Here is a 15,660-nt window from a genome sequence, read left to right as displayed (position 1 = left end):
CCGACGATGACGAAGAAAATCAACCTGTCGGAATGGGCGCTACGCAACGGCTCGCTGGTGCAGTACCTGATGGTGGTGCTGATGGTGGCCGGGCTGTTCGCCTACACCCAGCTGGGGCAGAAGGAAGACCCGGAATTCACCTTCAAGGCGATGATGGTGCGCGTGCTGTGGCCCGGCGCCACCGCGCTGGAGACCGAGCAGCAGGTCACCGACAAGATCGAGAAGAAGCTGCAGGAAATGGGCGAGCTGGAGTACGTGAAGAGCTACACCAAGCCCGGCGAGGCGCTGCTGATCCTGTCGATCCGCGAGGACGTGCCGCCCAAGAACGTGCAGCAGCTGTGGTACACGGTGCGCAAGAAGCTGGGTGACATCAAGCACACCCTGCCCGCCGACATCCGCGGCCCGTTCTTCAATGACGAGTTCGGCGACACCTTCGGCAATATCTACGCCTTTACCGGCGACGGCTTCAGCTACGAGGAGGTGCGCCGCTACGTCGACGGCGTGCGCCAGGAGATCCTGCGCCTGCCCGACGTCGGCAAGGTGGACATGATCGGCGAGCAGGAAGAGCGCATCTACGTGACGCTGTCCAACGCCAAGCTGGCGGCGCTGCAGCTGGACGCGCGCACCATCTGGAGCGCGCTGGCGGAGCAGAACGCGATGACGCCGGCCGGCAATTACGACACCGCTAGCGACCGTATCTGGGTACGCGTCTCCGGCAGCTACGGCTCGGTGGCGGCCATTGCCGACACCCCGCTCAGCGCCGGCGGCAAGACCTTCCGCCTCGGCGACATCGCCACCGTCGAGCGCCAGTTCGTCACCCCGCCGTCGTTCGGCATGCGCTTCGACGGCAAGCCGGCGCTCGGTCTCGCCATCAGCATGAAACAGGGCGGCGACGTGCTGAAACTGGGCCACAACCTGCAGCTGCTGATGCAGGAGGTACAGAACAAGCTGCCGGTCGGCATGCAGATCCACTCGGTGTCCGACCAGCCGCAGGTGGTGAAGAACGCGGTCGGCGAGTTCATGAAGGTGCTGATCGAGGCGGTGGTGATCGTGCTGGCGGTGTGCTTCCTCAGCCTCGGCGTGCGCAACGGCATCGTGGTGGCGCTGTCCATCCCGCTGGTGCTGGCGATGACCTTCCTCGCCATGTACCTGCTCGGCATCGACCTGCAGCGCATCTCGCTGGGCTCGCTGATCATCGCGCTGGGCCTGCTGGTCGACGACGCCATCATCGCGGTGGAAATGATGGCGCTGAAGCTGGAACAGGGCTGGAACAAGTTCCAGGCCGCCACCTTTGCCTACACCAGCACCGCGTTCCCGATGCTGACCGGCACCCTGCTCACCGCGGCCACCTTCCTGCCAGTAGGCATGGCCCGCTCCAACGCCGGCGAGTACGTGTTCAGCCTGTTCTCGGTGGTCAGCATCGCGCTGCTGTTGTCGTGGATCGTGGCGGTGGTGTTCGTGCCCTACCTAGGCTACAAGCTGCTGCCGGAGCACCACGCCGCCAGCGCGCACGAGGACGTCTACCACAAGCCGTTCTACCTGCGCTTCCGCGCCACGGTGGAGTGGTGCCTGGACCACCGCAAGACGGTGGTCGCGCTGACCGCGGCCGCGTTCCTGCTGTCACTGGTGGCATTCAAGCTGTTCGTGCAGCAGCAGTTCTTCCCCTCCTCCAACCGCGTCGAGCTGATGGTGGACATGTGGCTGCCGCAGGGCGCCAGCTACCAGGCCACCGAAGCCGAGGTGCGCAAGCTGGAGGCGCTGATCAAGGACGACCCGCACGTGGTCAGCACCACCGCCTACGTCGGCGGCGGCAGCCCGCGCTTCTACCTGCCGCTGGACCAGCAGCAGCAGCACCTGAACTACGCGCAGCTGATGGTGATGACGCGCGATGAAAAGGTACGCGAAGACGTCAAGCACAAGCTGGAAACGCTGTTCGAGCGTGACTTCCCGATGGTACGCGGCCGCGTCACGCGGCTGGAGAACGGCCCGCCGGTCGGCTACGCGGTGCAGTTCCGCGTGATGGGCGAGGACCACGCCAAAGTGCGCAGCATTGCGGCCAACGTTGAAACACTGCTGCGCGCCCACCCCGGCGCCCGCCACGTCAACATCGACTGGGGCGAGCAGGTGAAATCGCTGCGGGTGGAAATCGACCAGGACAAAGCGCGCGTGCTGGGGGTGTCGAGCCAGTCGCTCAGCCGCCAGCTGCAGTTGCTGCTCAGCGGCAGCACCGTCAGCGAATGGCGCGAAGGCGACCGCAGCATCGGCATCGTGGCGCGGCTGGACAACGCCGGCCGCGAGCAGGTGGACGCGCTGGGCAGCCTGATGGTGCAAACCGCCAGCGGCAAGTACGTGCCGGTGGCGCAGCTGGGCAGCATCAGCTACCAGCCGGAGGAGAGCATCATCTGGCGCCGCAACCGGCTGCCGACGGTGACGGTACGCGCCGATGCCGCCGACGGCGTCCAGGCCGCCGACATCTCCAAGGCGCTGTGGCCACAGTTGCAGGCACTGGAGAAGACGCTGCCGCTGGGCTACCACATCGAGCTGGGAGGCTCGCTGGAGGCGAGCCAGAACTCGCAGGGCGCGATCGCCAAGGTGACGCCGCTGATGCTGGTGGTGGTGCTGACGCTGCTGATGATCCAGCTCGGCAGCTTCCAGCGCACGCTGCTGGTGGTGCTGACCGCGCCGCTGGGCCTGATCGGCGTTACGCTGACGCTGATCCTGTTCGGCGCGCCGTTCGGCTTTGTCGCGATGCTGGGGGTGATCGCGCTGTTCGGCATGATCATGCGCAACTCGGTGATCCTGGTCGACCAGATCGAGACCGACATCGGCGAGGGCATCGACCGCTTCGAGGCCATCGTCGGCTCCACCGTGCGCCGCTTCCGCCCGATCATGCTCACCGCGCTGGCCGCCATCCTGGCGATGATCCCGCTGTCGCGCAGCACCTTCTGGGGGCCGATGGCGGTGGCGATCATGGGCGGCCTGCTGGTGGCCACCGTGCTGACGCTGCTGTTCCTGCCGGCGCTGTACGCGCAGTGGTTCGGGGTCAAGCGCCCGCAAACAAATTAATCAATCCTGCGTGAAGCCGTTACCGGAATTGGGTAAGGTAGCGGTTTCAGCACCTTAATGTTGCAAACGGAATGCCCACTATGAAGCTCATCCGCACCCTCGGCCTAGGCGCCCTGCTCGGCAGCGCCCTCGCCGCCCCGGCCCACGCCTTCGACCTGCTGCAGGCACTGCAGGCCGCGCGCCAGTACGATGCCGGCTACGCCAGCGCCAGCGCCGCCAACCGTGCCGGTGCCGAAAAGGCGGTCCAGGGCCGCGCGCTGCTACTGCCCGGCATCGGCCTGAGCGCCAGCACGACCCAGACCAAGCCATTGCAGCCCGCGGGCAGCAACTACCGCAGCGACAGCCTGGGCGTGCAGCTGACGCAACCGCTGTTCGACACCGCCAGCTACAGCGGCTACCAGAAAGGCAAGATCGCCAGCACCGTGGCGCAGCTGCAGTTCGACGCCAGCGGCCAGCAGCTGGTGATCGACGTCGCAAAGGCCTACTTCGACACCCTGCTGGCCGAGGACGTGCTCAGCGTCACCCGTGCCACCAAGACCGCCTACGAGCGCCAGCTGGCGCAGGCGCGCAAGGCGTTCGAGGTCGGCACCGCCACCATTACCGATACCCACGAGGCGCAGGCCGGCTACGATGCCGCCACCGCCCAGGAAATCGCCGCGCTGAGTGATCTCGACCTGAAGCGCAACGCGCTGGCGCAGCTGACCGGCCTCAACCCGGAAAGCATCCGCCGCCTGCGCGACAAGCCGCAACTGAGCGCCGCCGACCTCGGCACGCTGGAGGCATGGACGCAACGCGCGCAACAGAACAGCCTGGCACTGCAGCTGCAACAGCAACAGCTGACGCTGGCGGAAAAGAACCTGGACGAAGCGCGCGGCAAGCATCTGCCCACCGTCAGCCTCAACGCCGGCTACAGCCACAATCGCAGCACCGACGCCGCCAGTGTTGCCAGCGGCCGCGACACCACGCGCGGCAGCAGCGTCGGCCTCAGCCTGAAGCTGCCGCTGTACGCCGGCGGCGCCATCGATTCGCAAGTGACCGAAGCCGCGGCCAACCTCGACAAGGCGCGCGAGGACCTGGAAGCCGCGCGCCGCCAGAACGCGCAGAACGTGCGCCGCAGCTGGCTGGGCGTCAGCAACGGCGCGGCGCTGGTCAAGGCGCAGGAACAGCTGCTGGTCTCTGCCAAGAGCAAGCTCGACGCCACCCGCCTCGGCAAGGAAGTCGGCGTGCGCACCAACCTCGACCTGCTCAACGCGGAAAAGGACTACCAGGACGCCATCCGCGCGCTGGCACAGGCACGCTACAACTTCCTGCAGGCAAGACTGGCGCTGGCACAGGCTGCCGGCACGCTGGACGACGAAGTGGTGGAAGAGGTCAACCGTTTCTTCTGATTCTGGTTTACAGCAGACGGTGCACCAAAAACATTGCGGCCAACCTTGGACAAGGTTGGCCGCAATCACAACAACACAACGTTTTCAGAAACGGCTCAGTCGCGGCTAGCCCCTGCCGCCTGTGGCAGCAAGTCGTCAATCGCATCCACAACAGCCTGTACAGGGATATGACCAACCTGCCAGTCCTGTTCGGAACCGGAGGTCAACACCCGGTGCGGCACCTGCCACGGATACCAATGTTTGGTTTTCTTTTCCAGATGCTCGAACAGGCCGACCACACAGGCCCCGCTCCCCGCCGCGAGATGCAAGCCGCCACCATCCGAACACACCGCCAGATCGGCGCAGGAAAAAGCAGCCATCAAATCCTTGACCGTACGTGTCGGGTAGAACACCAGGCGCTCGTGATCCGGGAACTGGCTGCGGATGTAATGCGCTTTCTCATCATCCCCCGGGTGACGGGGATCATCCGCGGCACCAGGCGCCCACAGCAGCAGGAAATCCACGTCCCGCGACAAGCAGCTACGGATCACTTCGCAAAAATGCTCGACCGCCCACACCCGACTGTTTTCGCGGGCACTGATGTGCAAGGCGATAACCGGACGCTGCTTGGTGGAAAAACGGCGGGCCAAGACATCAGGCACCACAACAGGAGGCAAACTCAGCTTGCCGGGCGCTTGAGTCACGCCAAGCGGTACCAGTAGTTCGGCAAGGCACTCTACTTCGTGACGGAACACATGATCCCGCGTGAAGGGGATCGGGTAGTCCACGATGGCATCATAGTCTGTCCCCTCCGACACGAAACTGATCACGTGCTTCGGTCTAGCGGCCTTGGCCAGACGGACCGCATTCTTGGGATAACCCGAGCCGGCCACGATCGCGTAATCAAAATGTTCTCGCCGCAGCGCAAGGTAGGTCATCAGCTTGCGCCAGATCACCCGCACAACCGAATCCCCCGCTTGGCGGTGCTTCAGTTTGGTATAGAAGTACACGCCATCCAGCAGCGGGTGCCCATCCAGCACATCCTTGTTGTAGTCGTTGACCAGTGCGTAGATTGCCGCTTGCGGATATTTATCACGCAAGGCTGCAATCAAGGGCGTGGTACAAACCAGATCGCCGATATTGTCGCGACGTATCACCAGGATTTTCATTTTCAGCGCAATCAATTTATCTACAACTATATTTTCTCACAAATCCATCAACATCTATTAAATCGCCAGCTCTTTCCCTGACTAAATTCTCAGGCCAACTCCACCATGCAATAGCCATCATTTTCTCAATTACATCTGGAGTAAACCTATAACGTATTAACCGCGCTGGATTCCCTCCAACAATAGCGTATGGCGGAACATCTTTAACAACCACAGAACCTGCAGCCACTACAGCACCATGCCCAACACTTACACCAGACAAAATTGTAGCTCCACTACCCACCCAAACATCACTCCCGATAACGATATCCCCTTTACTTTTCTTCTCAAGCTTGTTGTACAAATCTTTAATTTTCCAATTTTCAATAAAAGCATAAGTAGTAACCCAGTTCAACCTATGCTCACCACCAGCAACAATACAAACACCATCAGCAATAGAAGAATAATTACCAATACTCAACTTGACAGTAGAATCCCAACAGTAAACAACAAGCCCATTTATAACCACTGGTTTTTTTATAGAAAAATCAGGACGGGCACTACCTAAAAAAACCAAATTGCCATCATCAATAGCGCTCTTTCTATAAACATCACCATTCACCCCTGCCACTCTCAAGAGTTTTCTAACAAACCTCCCAACAGTTCTCCTCAACATGAAAGCTAACCCTTTTTATTGAATTCACTCAATGCATCACTCAAAATAGAGACATACTCATCCATGAGAGCATTTTTATCAAAAATAATTTTTTTGCTTCGGGTTGAAACCTCAGAAACAACCATATTGAATTTATCAACAGCCATATTCAGATCCTCACCAACAGAGATCATCTCAGCACCAAACCCTTTAGCAGTCGCCCCTCTCCTATCATGAGAGATAGCAACCCCAGGTATACCCTGAGATGCAGCCAAACCAATACCATGGATACGATGGCCTACAACGACATCGAACTTACCAAATATATCCACGTAATCCTTTGCATCATACGAATAGTTCAATTTAAACCCAGGAAAATCTTCAGAAAACCTAGGCAACTCATCAATATAATGTGCAATAAATTCAAACTCGTACTGACCAGAATAAATTTCTATCAATTTTCTGTAAAAGCGCATCAGATAATCGTAAGTTTCTTCTGACACCCTATTACTATTTACAGCATCAGACCTACCATAAATTAGACCAATCTTTTTAACTTCTTCTACAACAGAACTTGTCTTACTGGAAAGAAGTGCTGGGCAGGTAATTTTTCTTGCATTAGCCTTACCATCAAAACCGGCAAAAGTAACATCATCTCGACAAGAAATAAAAAGGGCAGAATTCAATACGGACATTTCTTTTTCTGTCAAAAACCCCTCATCAAAATTGAATTTTTTTGCTGAGCCAAGTCCAATAAAAACAACAGGCACATTGTGTTTAACAATAAAATCATACAGAGAGCTAAGTCTCTCACCCTTCCATTCTGGAGACCCGGCAAAAACAACCAAGTCCACATAATTTACCTCAGGATCATCTTTGAAAGAATTATCCAAAAACTCATTACCAGAGAAAAATTTCTCATAGAAAAATTTTTTCACCCCCTTCCGTTTCACAACGGGCCTGGTTTGAGGGTTTCTGTTATATATAATCGGATTGAAATCACCAATGACCTTATGGAGCAAATTAATACACCCCATAAGAATAAATTCATCACCAGGATTCCATTGGCGCGTAGTACCAAACAATACGTTCATTTTTCAATATCCTTTATAATATTGCAGGCAAGAGAAAAAACCTCATGCACGGCAATCTGCTCCATACATTTTGGCGGAGAATAAGCACATCGGTTATAAAGACAAGGCTGACAAGTTTGAGGCTTTTCTATAATGTACTTCTTGCCACCCAAATAACCGGAGCCACTGAATTTACTTTTTTCAACGCCAAACAAACCTATCACAGGCGTTCCCATCGACTCCGCAATATGCAAAGTGCCTGTATCAGGAGAAACAATAAAATCCATACCAGAAATCACACCAGGTAATTCTGAAATTTTTGTTTTCCCAACTAAAGAAACAACACTTGACCCGGTCAACTTCAGCAACTCTTCTGCCAAGGCCAAGTCATCCTTCCCACCCAAAGCAACAAAAGTGACTCGTCCGTATTGTTCAGAACAATCTTTAAACATAGAAACAAGATGAGCATAATTATTTATACTCCAACACCTGTTCTTGCTTGAAGCACCCAATTGCAGACCGACAACAAAATCAGAACAATGGTCACTTTTGATATCATTCACGACCTGAACACCAACCTTACGGTTGGCTTCACTAGAAAATGCTTTTATAAAAAAATCATTCCTGTCTTCAGAAATTCCTATTAGCTTTACAACCTCATACCTTGTGTATGAAGCATGCTCGTCCGCGCCCCAGCCTCGGACAGGGAACGAATTACTAAGTAAATAATTGAACCTCGTCTTATTCGGCAGCTGAAAAATAAATCGTGCCCCTGACATGTATGCCAAAGGCGTATGCTGCATTTCATTTGCATGCAAAATCAGCGCCACATCACAATGCTGCCTGTATACTTTCAACGCATCATAAAGGAAATTCTGCCACCCTTTTCCTCGATAAATAATTGTCACACCCGATGGAAAGTCAAAAACATTTCGATACATTTCATTCAACAATAAGACCACATTTTCACTGCGATATGATCGTATTACTGCATGAATGGAAGGCAAAGACATATACATATCACCAATTTGTGTTGATGGTATGATCAGTACTTTACCTACTTTTTTTCTATTAAAAAACTCAGCATCTCTTTTTCTAAAATCAAAAAAATTAATAACCCTAACGATAGCCAGGTAAAAAGGCTTTCTGATATTCATAACTCACCTAGAAGTCTCGTAGAGCATCATTAATAGCAAAAACAATATCATCAACCGCTACCGTAGTAATGCAGCTTCTATTTTTCTGTTTACAATAATAGGGTGTATCAAAAATAAACACGCAGGGATAACACGCCGGCTTCTTCACAACAAACCGGACACGCTCGCCCATTGGTCGCTGCTCGCGAAAATCCATCGGCCCGACCACCGAAACCAGCGGTACGTCAAAGGTGTCCGCCAGATAGGTCAGCCCGGAATCGACGCCGATGAACAGCTTCAGCCGCTGCATCAGCGCCGGCAGCTCGTCCAGCTGGAAGGCGCCGGCGGCATTGATCACGCGCTCTCCGCCCTGTACGCGGCCGACTACCTCGGTGGCGCTCGGGCCGTCCTCCGGCCCGCCAATCAACACTACCTGCCCCGGATAATCCTGCAACAGTCGCGTCACCAGCGCCGACAGCAGGTCCTCACCCAGCTCCTTCAGCTTGTTGGCGCTGGAAATCGCAAGCCCGATGGCGGAATGGTCGCGGGTGATGCCCAACCGGTCACACACCGCTTCGCCGCTGACGGCGATGGCCATCTTCTTGCGCAGGCCCATGGCGATGCCCTGCTGCTGCAGCAGGCGCTGCTTGGTAGCCAGCACCAGCTCTCCCGGACGATGTTGCTCGGTCAGATCGATGCAGCGGCGCAGGGCCGCCAGCGTGCGGCCAACCTTGGTTGGCATGATGGACAACGTACGCGGCACGCCGGCCCAGATCAGGCCGCATAGCAAAGGCAGCGACGGCGACAGGTTCACCGCCAGGTCGTAGCGCCCGGCGGCAATCAGCCGCGCCAGCCGCCACTTGCCCGCCAGACCGCGCCAGGAGTCGGAGCGGATGGCGATGCAGTGGTCGACCTCGTTCAGGCCGGCGATGATCTTGCCGGTGACCGGCGCGTGCAGCACCGTCAACTCTGCGTCGGGATAGTGCTGGCGCAAGGCCAGGATCACCGGCGTGGCGCACAGCATGTCGCCGATCTTGGCGGTCTGCACCAGCAGGATGCGCTCAATCCTGTCCCGGCGCTGCAGGCGTTTGGCCAGCCGCCACCACGGCACCAGCAGATAGGTCAGCAGCACATAGATCATGGTTTGCCCGCCGCCTCCGCCAGAATGGCCTCGGTACCCGCCACGTAGCGGGCAATGGTGTAGTTCGCCTTGACCCGTGCCTCCCCTGCCTGCCCCATGCGCTGACGCAGGCCGGCATCGGCGACCAGCGCCGCCAGTGCGTCAGCCAGCGCCGCGCTGTCGGCATACGGCACCAGCAGACCGCTGTCACCGTCGGCCACCAGCTCCTGTGAGCCGACCACGCGCGAGGCCACCACCGGCTTGGCTAGCAGCATCGCCTCCAGCAGCACGCGCGGCAGGCCCTCGCTTTGCGACACCAGCACGCAGACGTCCATCGCGGCGGTATAGGCCAGCGGCTGCGGCTGGAAGCCAGCAAACACCACCTGCCCGGCGATGCCCAGACTTGCGGCCAACCTTTCCAGTTCGGCACGCTGCGGGCCGTCACCGACCAGCAGCAGGCGCACCGGTAGCTGGCGCCGCAGCAACTCAGCCGTCGCTTGCAGCAAAAAGCGCAGGCCCTTGCGCTCTACCAGTTGCCCGACCGCACCCAGCACGATCTCGTGCTCGCGGCCGGCCAGCAGTTGTTCCCGTACCGCCCTGCCATCCGGCAGGGGCTGGTCAGGATCGATGCCGTTCAGCACCGCCACGCATTTGTCTGCCTGCACCCCGTGTCGGACCAGAGCTCCGACCACGCCGTTGGAGACGCCGATTACCTTGCTGGCCACGCGGTTGACGATGGCCGCATCGGCGGCATCCATCAGCGGCTCGATGCGGCAGTGCTGCACCACCGGCACGCCGGTCCGCTCGGCCGCCAGATAGCCTTCCAGATTGGAGCGCGGCTGGTTGTTCATGTACAGCAGGTCAAAACGCTCGTCGCGCAGCTGGCGGGCAATCGCGGCCGCATTGGGCGCAATGCGCCAGGCGTGCTCGATGCGCTTGACCAGCGCCTGACGCCAGGGCTTGTGCCAGGCCAGCAGGCCGCGCGCCAGCTCCTTGGCCAGCTTGGCCCACAGCGGCTGCTTACGCTGCGGCAGCAGTCGCAGCGGCATGCCGATGGCGGCCAGCTCGCGGGACAGCGTGCTCTGGCCCTTGCTGTAATCGCGGTAGAACAGGCAGGTGATGTCGAAACGCTCGCGGTCGATGCGCTTGAGCAGCTCGAACAGGCTATTGGTCCCGCCGCCCCATTCATTGCCGGTATCCAGCAACAGGATTCTGGTTCGGGTTGTCATTGAGGATTCTCCGGTTGCAACGACAACTGGCGCTCACAGGCGGCCAGTACTTCGTCAACCGTAATGTTGTCCATGCACGGCGGCGCCGCATATTTGCAGCGTTTGCCCAGGCAGGGGTCGCAGGTGCGGTGTTTCTGGATCACGATATGGCGCTGCAGATCGGTGGTCGGGCCGGAGCCGTGCCAGTGCGCGGCGGCGAACAGGCCGACGATCGGCGTGCCCACTGCAATTGCCATGTGCATGATGCCGGTGTCCGGCGTCACCAGACAGGCAAAACGCTGCACCAGCGCCGGCATCCGCGTCAGCGGCAGCTGCCCTGCCGTCACCACCAGCCGCGCGTCGTTGACGGCGTCGGCAACGGCATCCGCCAGCGCCCGCTCCTGTGGCGAGCCGGTCACCACGATGCGTAAGCTTGGGTTGGCCGCAAGCAGGCGCTGCGCCAGTTCGGCATAGCGTTCCGGGCGCCAACGCCGGCTGGCGGTCGAGGCCCCCACCTGGAAGCCGACCACCGGCTGCTGCGGCGTGATGCCGTACTGTTGTTGCAGCCAGCCGGCCACCGCGTCGCGGTTCTGTGTCGATACCGGCAGGATCATGTGCTTGTCGCGGCCGTCGGCACCGGCCAGCGCGGCCACGGCCAGACGCTGGTCAATGCCGTGGGTGAAATCGCTCCAGTTGCTTACCTGCTGGTGATTGCTGAGCAAGAAGCGGAAACGGCTGTTGTTGGGCAGCTTGAAACGCCAGCGGGCGCCGCTCAGATACGCCAGCGGCGTGGCCTGCGGCTCGTTGGCGTGCAGGATGGTAACCAGATCGAACCGCTCGCGACGCAGCGCCAGCGCCAGACGCACAAAACGGCGATAGCCGCCGTGGTAGTCGATCAGATCGTCGATATCGGGATTATCGGCAAACAGGCCGTGATACGGCGCGTTGACCAGCAGCACGATGCGCGCCTGCGGGTAGCGCTGGCGCAGGCTGCGAATGGCCGGCGTGGACAGCAGCGTGTCGCCGATGGCGGTGCAGGACATCACCAGGATGCGGCGGATGGCTGCGGTGCCCAGTTCGGCCGGGTCCGGTGCGCGGCGATCGAAACGGCGGGCCAGGCCCAGCCCCCACGCCAGCAGGTTCTCGCGAATGCGGGTGCCCATTATTTGCCCCGCAACGCCAGATAGGCGCGCCCCAGCAGCGGGCTGCGGTACAGGCCGAGACGGCGTCCGAACCAGCCGTCGCTGCGGTCCTTGGTCACGATGCGGCCGATGTGCCGTGGTGAGGTTTTGCGGGTATTGAGCGCCTTGTCCACCGTGTACAGGTGGCGGAAACCGGCCGCGTCGGCCACCGCCAGGTAGTCGTCGTCAAAATAGCCCTGCGGCCAGCACAGGTGATCGCTGACCGTGCCTAGCCGCGCCTGCAGCGTGGCACGCGACTGTGCCAGATCGGCGGCCAGCCGTTCGCGCTTGTCTTCGCGACTGGCACACAGCTTGTCCCAACGCGCATGGCTGTGGGTATGACTGTGGAACTCGAAGGTGCCGGCGGCGCGCGCCGCCTCGATCTCGCTCCAGCGCATCATCACCTCATCGGCACGGTCCTCGTCGACCGCCCGCTTGCAGCCCTTGTGATCCGGCGTGGCCGGCAAAGGTTGGCCGTAACCGTCGTGCGGACGTACCGCGCCGTCGCCGATCCAGCCGGTGATGGTGAACAGCGTGGCCTGCTGACCGTAGCGCTGCAGCACCGGATGGGCGTAGACCCAGTTGTCGAGATAACCGTCGTCAAAGGTGACCAGCACGCTTTTGTCCGGCAGCGGCCGGCCAGCCAGAAACCCGGCCAGGTCGTCGCAACGAATGGTGGTCCAGCCGTTTTCCGCCAGCCAGCGCATATTGTGCTCGAAGGTCTGCGGCGAGACCGTCACCAGCCCGGGGCTGGGGCTGACGTGGTGGTACATCAGTACCGGAATGGCTTTGGCCTGTTTCATCCCTGCCCCCGTTGTGCCAGCAGACGACGGTACAGGTCCAGCATCGAGCGGCACATGGTATCGACGTGGAATACCGACGACACCAGTTCGCGGCTGCGCTCGGCCATGCGCCGGCGCAGCGCGTCGTCGCCCAGCAGGCGGTTGACCGCCTCGGCCAGGCTGGCGGCATTGCCCGGCGCGATCAGCAGGCCGTTGTCGCCGTCGCGGACCACTTCCGGTACGCCGTCGACATTGGTGCCCACAACCGGCAGGCCCATCGCCATCGCCTCGATATAGGAGGTGCCCAGCGCCTCCTGCTCGGTCGGCAGCAGGAACAGGTCGCAGCCGGCCAGTACGTTGGCGATGTCGCGGCGCAGGCCGAGCAGGTGTATGCGTGCGGCCAACCCTTTGGCCGCAATCAGTGTTTTGAGGTTGTCCATCTGCGCGCCGTCGCCGGCAAACACGAAATGGGTGTCCGGATGCGCGGCCAGAATGCGGTCGGCTGCCTCCACGATGAAACGGTGCCCCTTTTTCATGCGCAGGATGGCCACGGTGCCGATCACGCGCGCGCCATCGGCAATGCCCAGCTCGGCCCGCAGCGTGGACGGACCGTCCAGTTGCATCACCTGCGGATCAATGCCGGTATACACGGTAGACACGCGCGATTCCGGCACGCCCTCGCTGATCAGGTAGCGGCGTACATGCTCGCTGACACTGACGACATGGTGCGGCAGCGTGGTGTAGGTGAAACGCGAGGTGATCGGCAGCGCCAGATGGCGGGTACGCACCACCAGACGGCCGGCCAGCAGCCCGGCCAGGCCGCCTAGGATGCTGTCGCGGCCGCTGTGGGTATTGACCACGTCGGCCTGCACGCGGCGGATGATGGCCGCCATGCGCCACGCCGCCGGCAGGTCGATGCCGTTGCGCATGCGCACCTCGAACACCTCGAAACCGGCCTCGCGCGCACGGGCGCCGAATTTGGCCTTGGGCTGGCACAGCAGGATCATGCGGTGGCCCAGCTGGCGCAGGCCGACCATCTCCTTGAAGGTGCGGTGCTCCTGCCCGCCCCAGCCCAGCGACGATTCGGTATGGACGATGGTCAGCACCGGCTTAGTCATGCGCGGGCTCCTTGAACTGCAGGCGGTGCAGGTTGGCGTACAGGCCATCCTGCGCGATCAGTTCGCCGTGGTTGCCGACTTCGGCAATACGGCCCTGGTGCATCACCACAATGCGGTCGGCGTGCTCGATGGTAGACAGGCGGTGGGCGATCACCAGTGTGGTGCGGTTCTGCATCAGGTTCTCCAGCGCCGCCTGCACCAGCCGTTCAGACTGGGTATCCAGCGCGCTGGTGGCCTCGTCCAGGATCAGGATAGGCGCATTCTTCAGCAAGGCGCGGGCAATCGCCAGCCGTTGGCGCTGGCCACCGGACAGGCGCACGCCGTTTTCACCGATCATGGTGTCAAAGCCCTGCGGCATCGCCTCGATGAATTCCAGCGCATTGGCGGCGCGGGCGGCTTCGACAATCTGCTCGCGGCTGACCTCGCCGATGCGACCATAGGCAATGTTGGCCGCCACACTGTCGTTGAACAGCACCACGTCCTGGCTGACCAGCGCGATGTGCTGGCGCAGGCTGGCCAGGGTGATGTCGGTCAGCGGCATACCGTCCAGCGTAATCTGGCCTGCGGACGGCTCGTAAAAGCGCGGGATCAGGCTGACCAGCGTGGTCTTGCCGCTGCCGCTGGAGCCGACCAGCGCCACGGTCTCGCCCGGCTTGACGGCAAAGCGGATGTCCTGCAGCGCCGGGCGCTCGGCGGCAGGGTAGCGGAACTGCACATTGTCGAATACCAGCTCACCGCGCGTACCCTGCAGGCGGCGGGTGCCGTTATCCGGCTCACCCTGCTCGTCGAGGAAGCCGAACACGCTCTCGGCGGCGGCCAGGCCTTTCTGCAGCGATTGCGAAATGCTGGTGATGCGCTTGACCGGTGCGAACAGCATCAGCATTGCGGTCAGGAAGGACATGAAATCGCCGGCGGTAAAGCTGCCGTTGTGGGCACGCAGCGCGGCGAAATACAGGATAGCCGCCAGCGCGCAGGCGATGAATAGCTGGGTAACACCGGTATTGGCCGACGAGGTGGCGCTTTGCTTGACGGCGTTGTGACGGATGGCCTCGGCAGAGCGGTGGAAGCGCTGTGCCTCGTAGCCTTCGCCGCCGTAGACTTTGACCACGCGATGGCAATCGATGCTTTCACCCAGCACCTGGGTCAGCTGCGCCATGTTCTGCTGGTTCTGGCGCGACAGGCCGCGCAGGCGCTTGCCGACCACGCGCACGCACAGCGTCACGATCGGCAGTACCGCGAGGCAGATCAGCGTCAGCTGCCAGTCGGTATAAAACAGCAGACCCAGTAGACCAAGGATGGTAATGCCGTCCTTGACGGTGACGGTGACCACGTTGAAACCGGCCTCGGTCACCTGGTTGACGTCGAAGGCGATGCGCGACAGCAGGCGGCCGGACGGATGGTCGTCGTAGTAGTTCACCGGCAGGCGCAGCAGCTTGGCAAACATCTCCTCCCGCAGCGACTGCACCAGATGCCCGGTCAGCCAGCTGGTGGAGTATTCGTTGACGTAGCTGGTAATACCACGCACCAGGAACAGGCCGACGATGGCCAGTGGCGCCCAGATCAGCGACGAGCCGTCCTTGTTGACGAAGCCGCCGTCGATCAACGGCTTCATCAGCCGCGCAAAGGCCGGCTCGGTGGCCGCGGCGATGCTCATCGACAGCAGCGATATCGCGAATACCTTCCAGTAAGGCCGCAGATAGCCGAGTACCCGCTTGTAAAGCGCGAAACTGCTGGTCTCAGGAGTAGTTGTCATGCGAAAAACCAATGATAAAACAGACGATTATAAACTAGCCCGGCGCCAGCCGG

At 60.2% G+C, this 15,660-nt stretch carries 12 protein-coding genes; 2 read left to right on the top strand and 10 right to left on the bottom strand.

From position 1 onward, the window contains the following. Window positions 1-6: 6 nt before the first annotated feature. Both PQU96_RS00310 and PQU96_RS00305 read left to right on the top strand, forming a co-directional pair. Complete coding sequence (locus PQU96_RS00310) at window positions 7-3,066, top strand: efflux RND transporter permease subunit (RefSeq protein WP_272770321.1); 3,060 nt, start codon at window positions 7-9, stop codon at window positions 3,064-3,066. Between the two features lie 80 nt (window positions 3,067-3,146). Next, entirely contained in the window at window positions 3,147-4,454 is a 1,308-nt protein-coding gene (locus PQU96_RS00305) for a TolC family outer membrane protein (RefSeq protein ID WP_272770320.1), read from the top strand. Window positions 4,455-4,549: 95 nt separating this feature from the next. On the opposite strand, the gene PQU96_RS00300 is transcribed toward PQU96_RS00305, so the two are convergent. From PQU96_RS00300 to msbA, 10 genes are read right to left on the bottom strand one after another with little or no spacing between them, the layout of a single operon-like run. Continuing rightward, complete coding sequence (locus PQU96_RS00300) at window positions 4,550-5,602, bottom strand: glycosyltransferase family 9 protein (protein ID WP_272770319.1); 1,053 nt, start codon at window positions 5,600-5,602, stop codon at window positions 4,550-4,552. Window positions 5,603-5,618: 16 nt separating this feature from the next. Next, entirely contained in the window at window positions 5,619-6,257 is a 639-nt protein-coding gene (locus tag PQU96_RS00295) for a CatB-related O-acetyltransferase (RefSeq protein ID WP_272770318.1), read from the bottom strand. A 5-nt stretch (window positions 6,258-6,262) separates the two neighbouring features. Beyond that, complete coding sequence (locus tag PQU96_RS00290) at window positions 6,263-7,330, bottom strand: polysaccharide pyruvyl transferase family protein (RefSeq protein WP_272770317.1); 1,068 nt, start codon at window positions 7,328-7,330, stop codon at window positions 6,263-6,265. Beyond that, a complete protein-coding gene (locus PQU96_RS00285; RefSeq protein WP_272770316.1) occupies window positions 7,327-8,466 on the bottom strand; it encodes a glycosyltransferase family 9 protein in 1,140 nt (379 codons plus the stop codon). Before PQU96_RS00285 ends, PQU96_RS00290 begins: the two co-directional genes overlap by 4 nt. 7 nt (window positions 8,467-8,473) lie before the next feature. Next, window positions 8,474-9,586 (bottom strand): glycosyltransferase family 9 protein, encoded by a 1,113-nt coding sequence (locus PQU96_RS00280; RefSeq protein ID WP_272770315.1) that lies wholly within the window; start codon window positions 9,584-9,586, stop codon window positions 8,474-8,476. Beyond that, window positions 9,583-10,794, bottom strand: a complete 1,212-nt coding sequence (locus PQU96_RS00275; protein WP_272770314.1) for a glycosyltransferase — start codon at window positions 10,792-10,794, stop codon at window positions 9,583-9,585. Before PQU96_RS00275 ends, PQU96_RS00280 begins: the two co-directional genes overlap by 4 nt. Continuing rightward, window positions 10,791-11,936 carry a glycosyltransferase family 9 protein gene (locus tag PQU96_RS00270; RefSeq protein WP_272770313.1) on the bottom strand — a complete coding sequence of 382 codons (1,146 nt, stop codon included), beginning with the start codon at window positions 11,934-11,936 and terminating at the stop codon, window positions 10,791-10,793. The genes PQU96_RS00275 and PQU96_RS00270 overlap by 4 nt, the downstream gene beginning before the upstream one ends. Then, on the bottom strand, window positions 11,936-12,757 hold the full coding sequence (locus tag PQU96_RS00265; protein ID WP_272770312.1) for a polysaccharide deacetylase family protein: 822 nt from the start codon (window positions 12,755-12,757) through the stop codon (window positions 11,936-11,938). The genes PQU96_RS00270 and PQU96_RS00265 overlap by 1 nt, the downstream gene beginning before the upstream one ends. Beyond that, window positions 12,754-13,854: a glycosyltransferase family 4 protein gene (locus PQU96_RS00260; protein ID WP_272770311.1), complete on the bottom strand. Its 1,101-nt coding sequence runs from the start codon at window positions 13,852-13,854 to the stop codon at window positions 12,754-12,756. Before PQU96_RS00260 ends, PQU96_RS00265 begins: the two co-directional genes overlap by 4 nt. Next, the gene (gene msbA, locus PQU96_RS00255; protein WP_272770310.1) at window positions 13,847-15,607 is read right to left on the bottom strand and encodes a lipid A export permease/ATP-binding protein MsbA; all 1,761 of its coding nucleotides are present in this window, start codon (window positions 15,605-15,607) and stop codon (window positions 13,847-13,849) included. The genes PQU96_RS00260 and msbA overlap by 8 nt, the downstream gene beginning before the upstream one ends. Window positions 15,608-15,660 lie beyond the last annotated feature (53 nt).

This window comes from Vogesella margarita (assembly GCF_028548475.1).
Taxonomy (GTDB): Bacteria; Pseudomonadota; Gammaproteobacteria; order Burkholderiales; family Chromobacteriaceae; genus Vogesella; species Vogesella margarita.
This window is presented reverse-complemented; position numbering and strand designations above follow the sequence as displayed.

Bases quoted from the DNA above. Each gene is read 5' to 3' on its own strand.
- PQU96_RS00280 (WP_272770315.1), bottom strand. From the start codon at position 9,586: ATGATCTATGTGCTGCTGACCTATCTGCTGGTGCCGTGGTGGCGGCTG.
- PQU96_RS00305 (WP_272770320.1), top strand. From the start codon at position 3,147: ATGAAGCTCATCCGCACCCTCGGCCTAGGCGCCCTGCTCGGCAGCGCC.
- PQU96_RS00290 (WP_272770317.1), bottom strand. From the start codon at position 7,330: ATGAACGTATTGTTTGGTACTACGCGCCAATGGAATCCTGGTGATGAA.
- msbA (WP_272770310.1), bottom strand. From the start codon at position 15,607: ATGACAACTACTCCTGAGACCAGCAGTTTCGCGCTTTACAAGCGGGTA.
- PQU96_RS00270 (WP_272770313.1), bottom strand. From the start codon at position 11,936: ATGGGCACCCGCATTCGCGAGAACCTGCTGGCGTGGGGGCTGGGCCTG.
- PQU96_RS00300 (WP_272770319.1), bottom strand. From the start codon at position 5,602: ATGAAAATCCTGGTGATACGTCGCGACAATATCGGCGATCTGGTTTGT.
- PQU96_RS00295 (WP_272770318.1), bottom strand. From the start codon at position 6,257: ATGTTGAGGAGAACTGTTGGGAGGTTTGTTAGAAAACTCTTGAGAGTG.
- PQU96_RS00265 (WP_272770312.1), bottom strand. From the start codon at position 12,757: ATGAAACAGGCCAAAGCCATTCCGGTACTGATGTACCACCACGTCAGC.
- PQU96_RS00285 (WP_272770316.1), bottom strand. From the start codon at position 8,466: ATGAATATCAGAAAGCCTTTTTACCTGGCTATCGTTAGGGTTATTAAT.
- PQU96_RS00275 (WP_272770314.1), bottom strand. From the start codon at position 10,794: ATGACAACCCGAACCAGAATCCTGTTGCTGGATACCGGCAATGAATGG.
- PQU96_RS00260 (WP_272770311.1), bottom strand. From the start codon at position 13,854: ATGACTAAGCCGGTGCTGACCATCGTCCATACCGAATCGTCGCTGGGC.
- PQU96_RS00310 (WP_272770321.1), top strand. From the start codon at position 7: ATGACGAAGAAAATCAACCTGTCGGAATGGGCGCTACGCAACGGCTCG.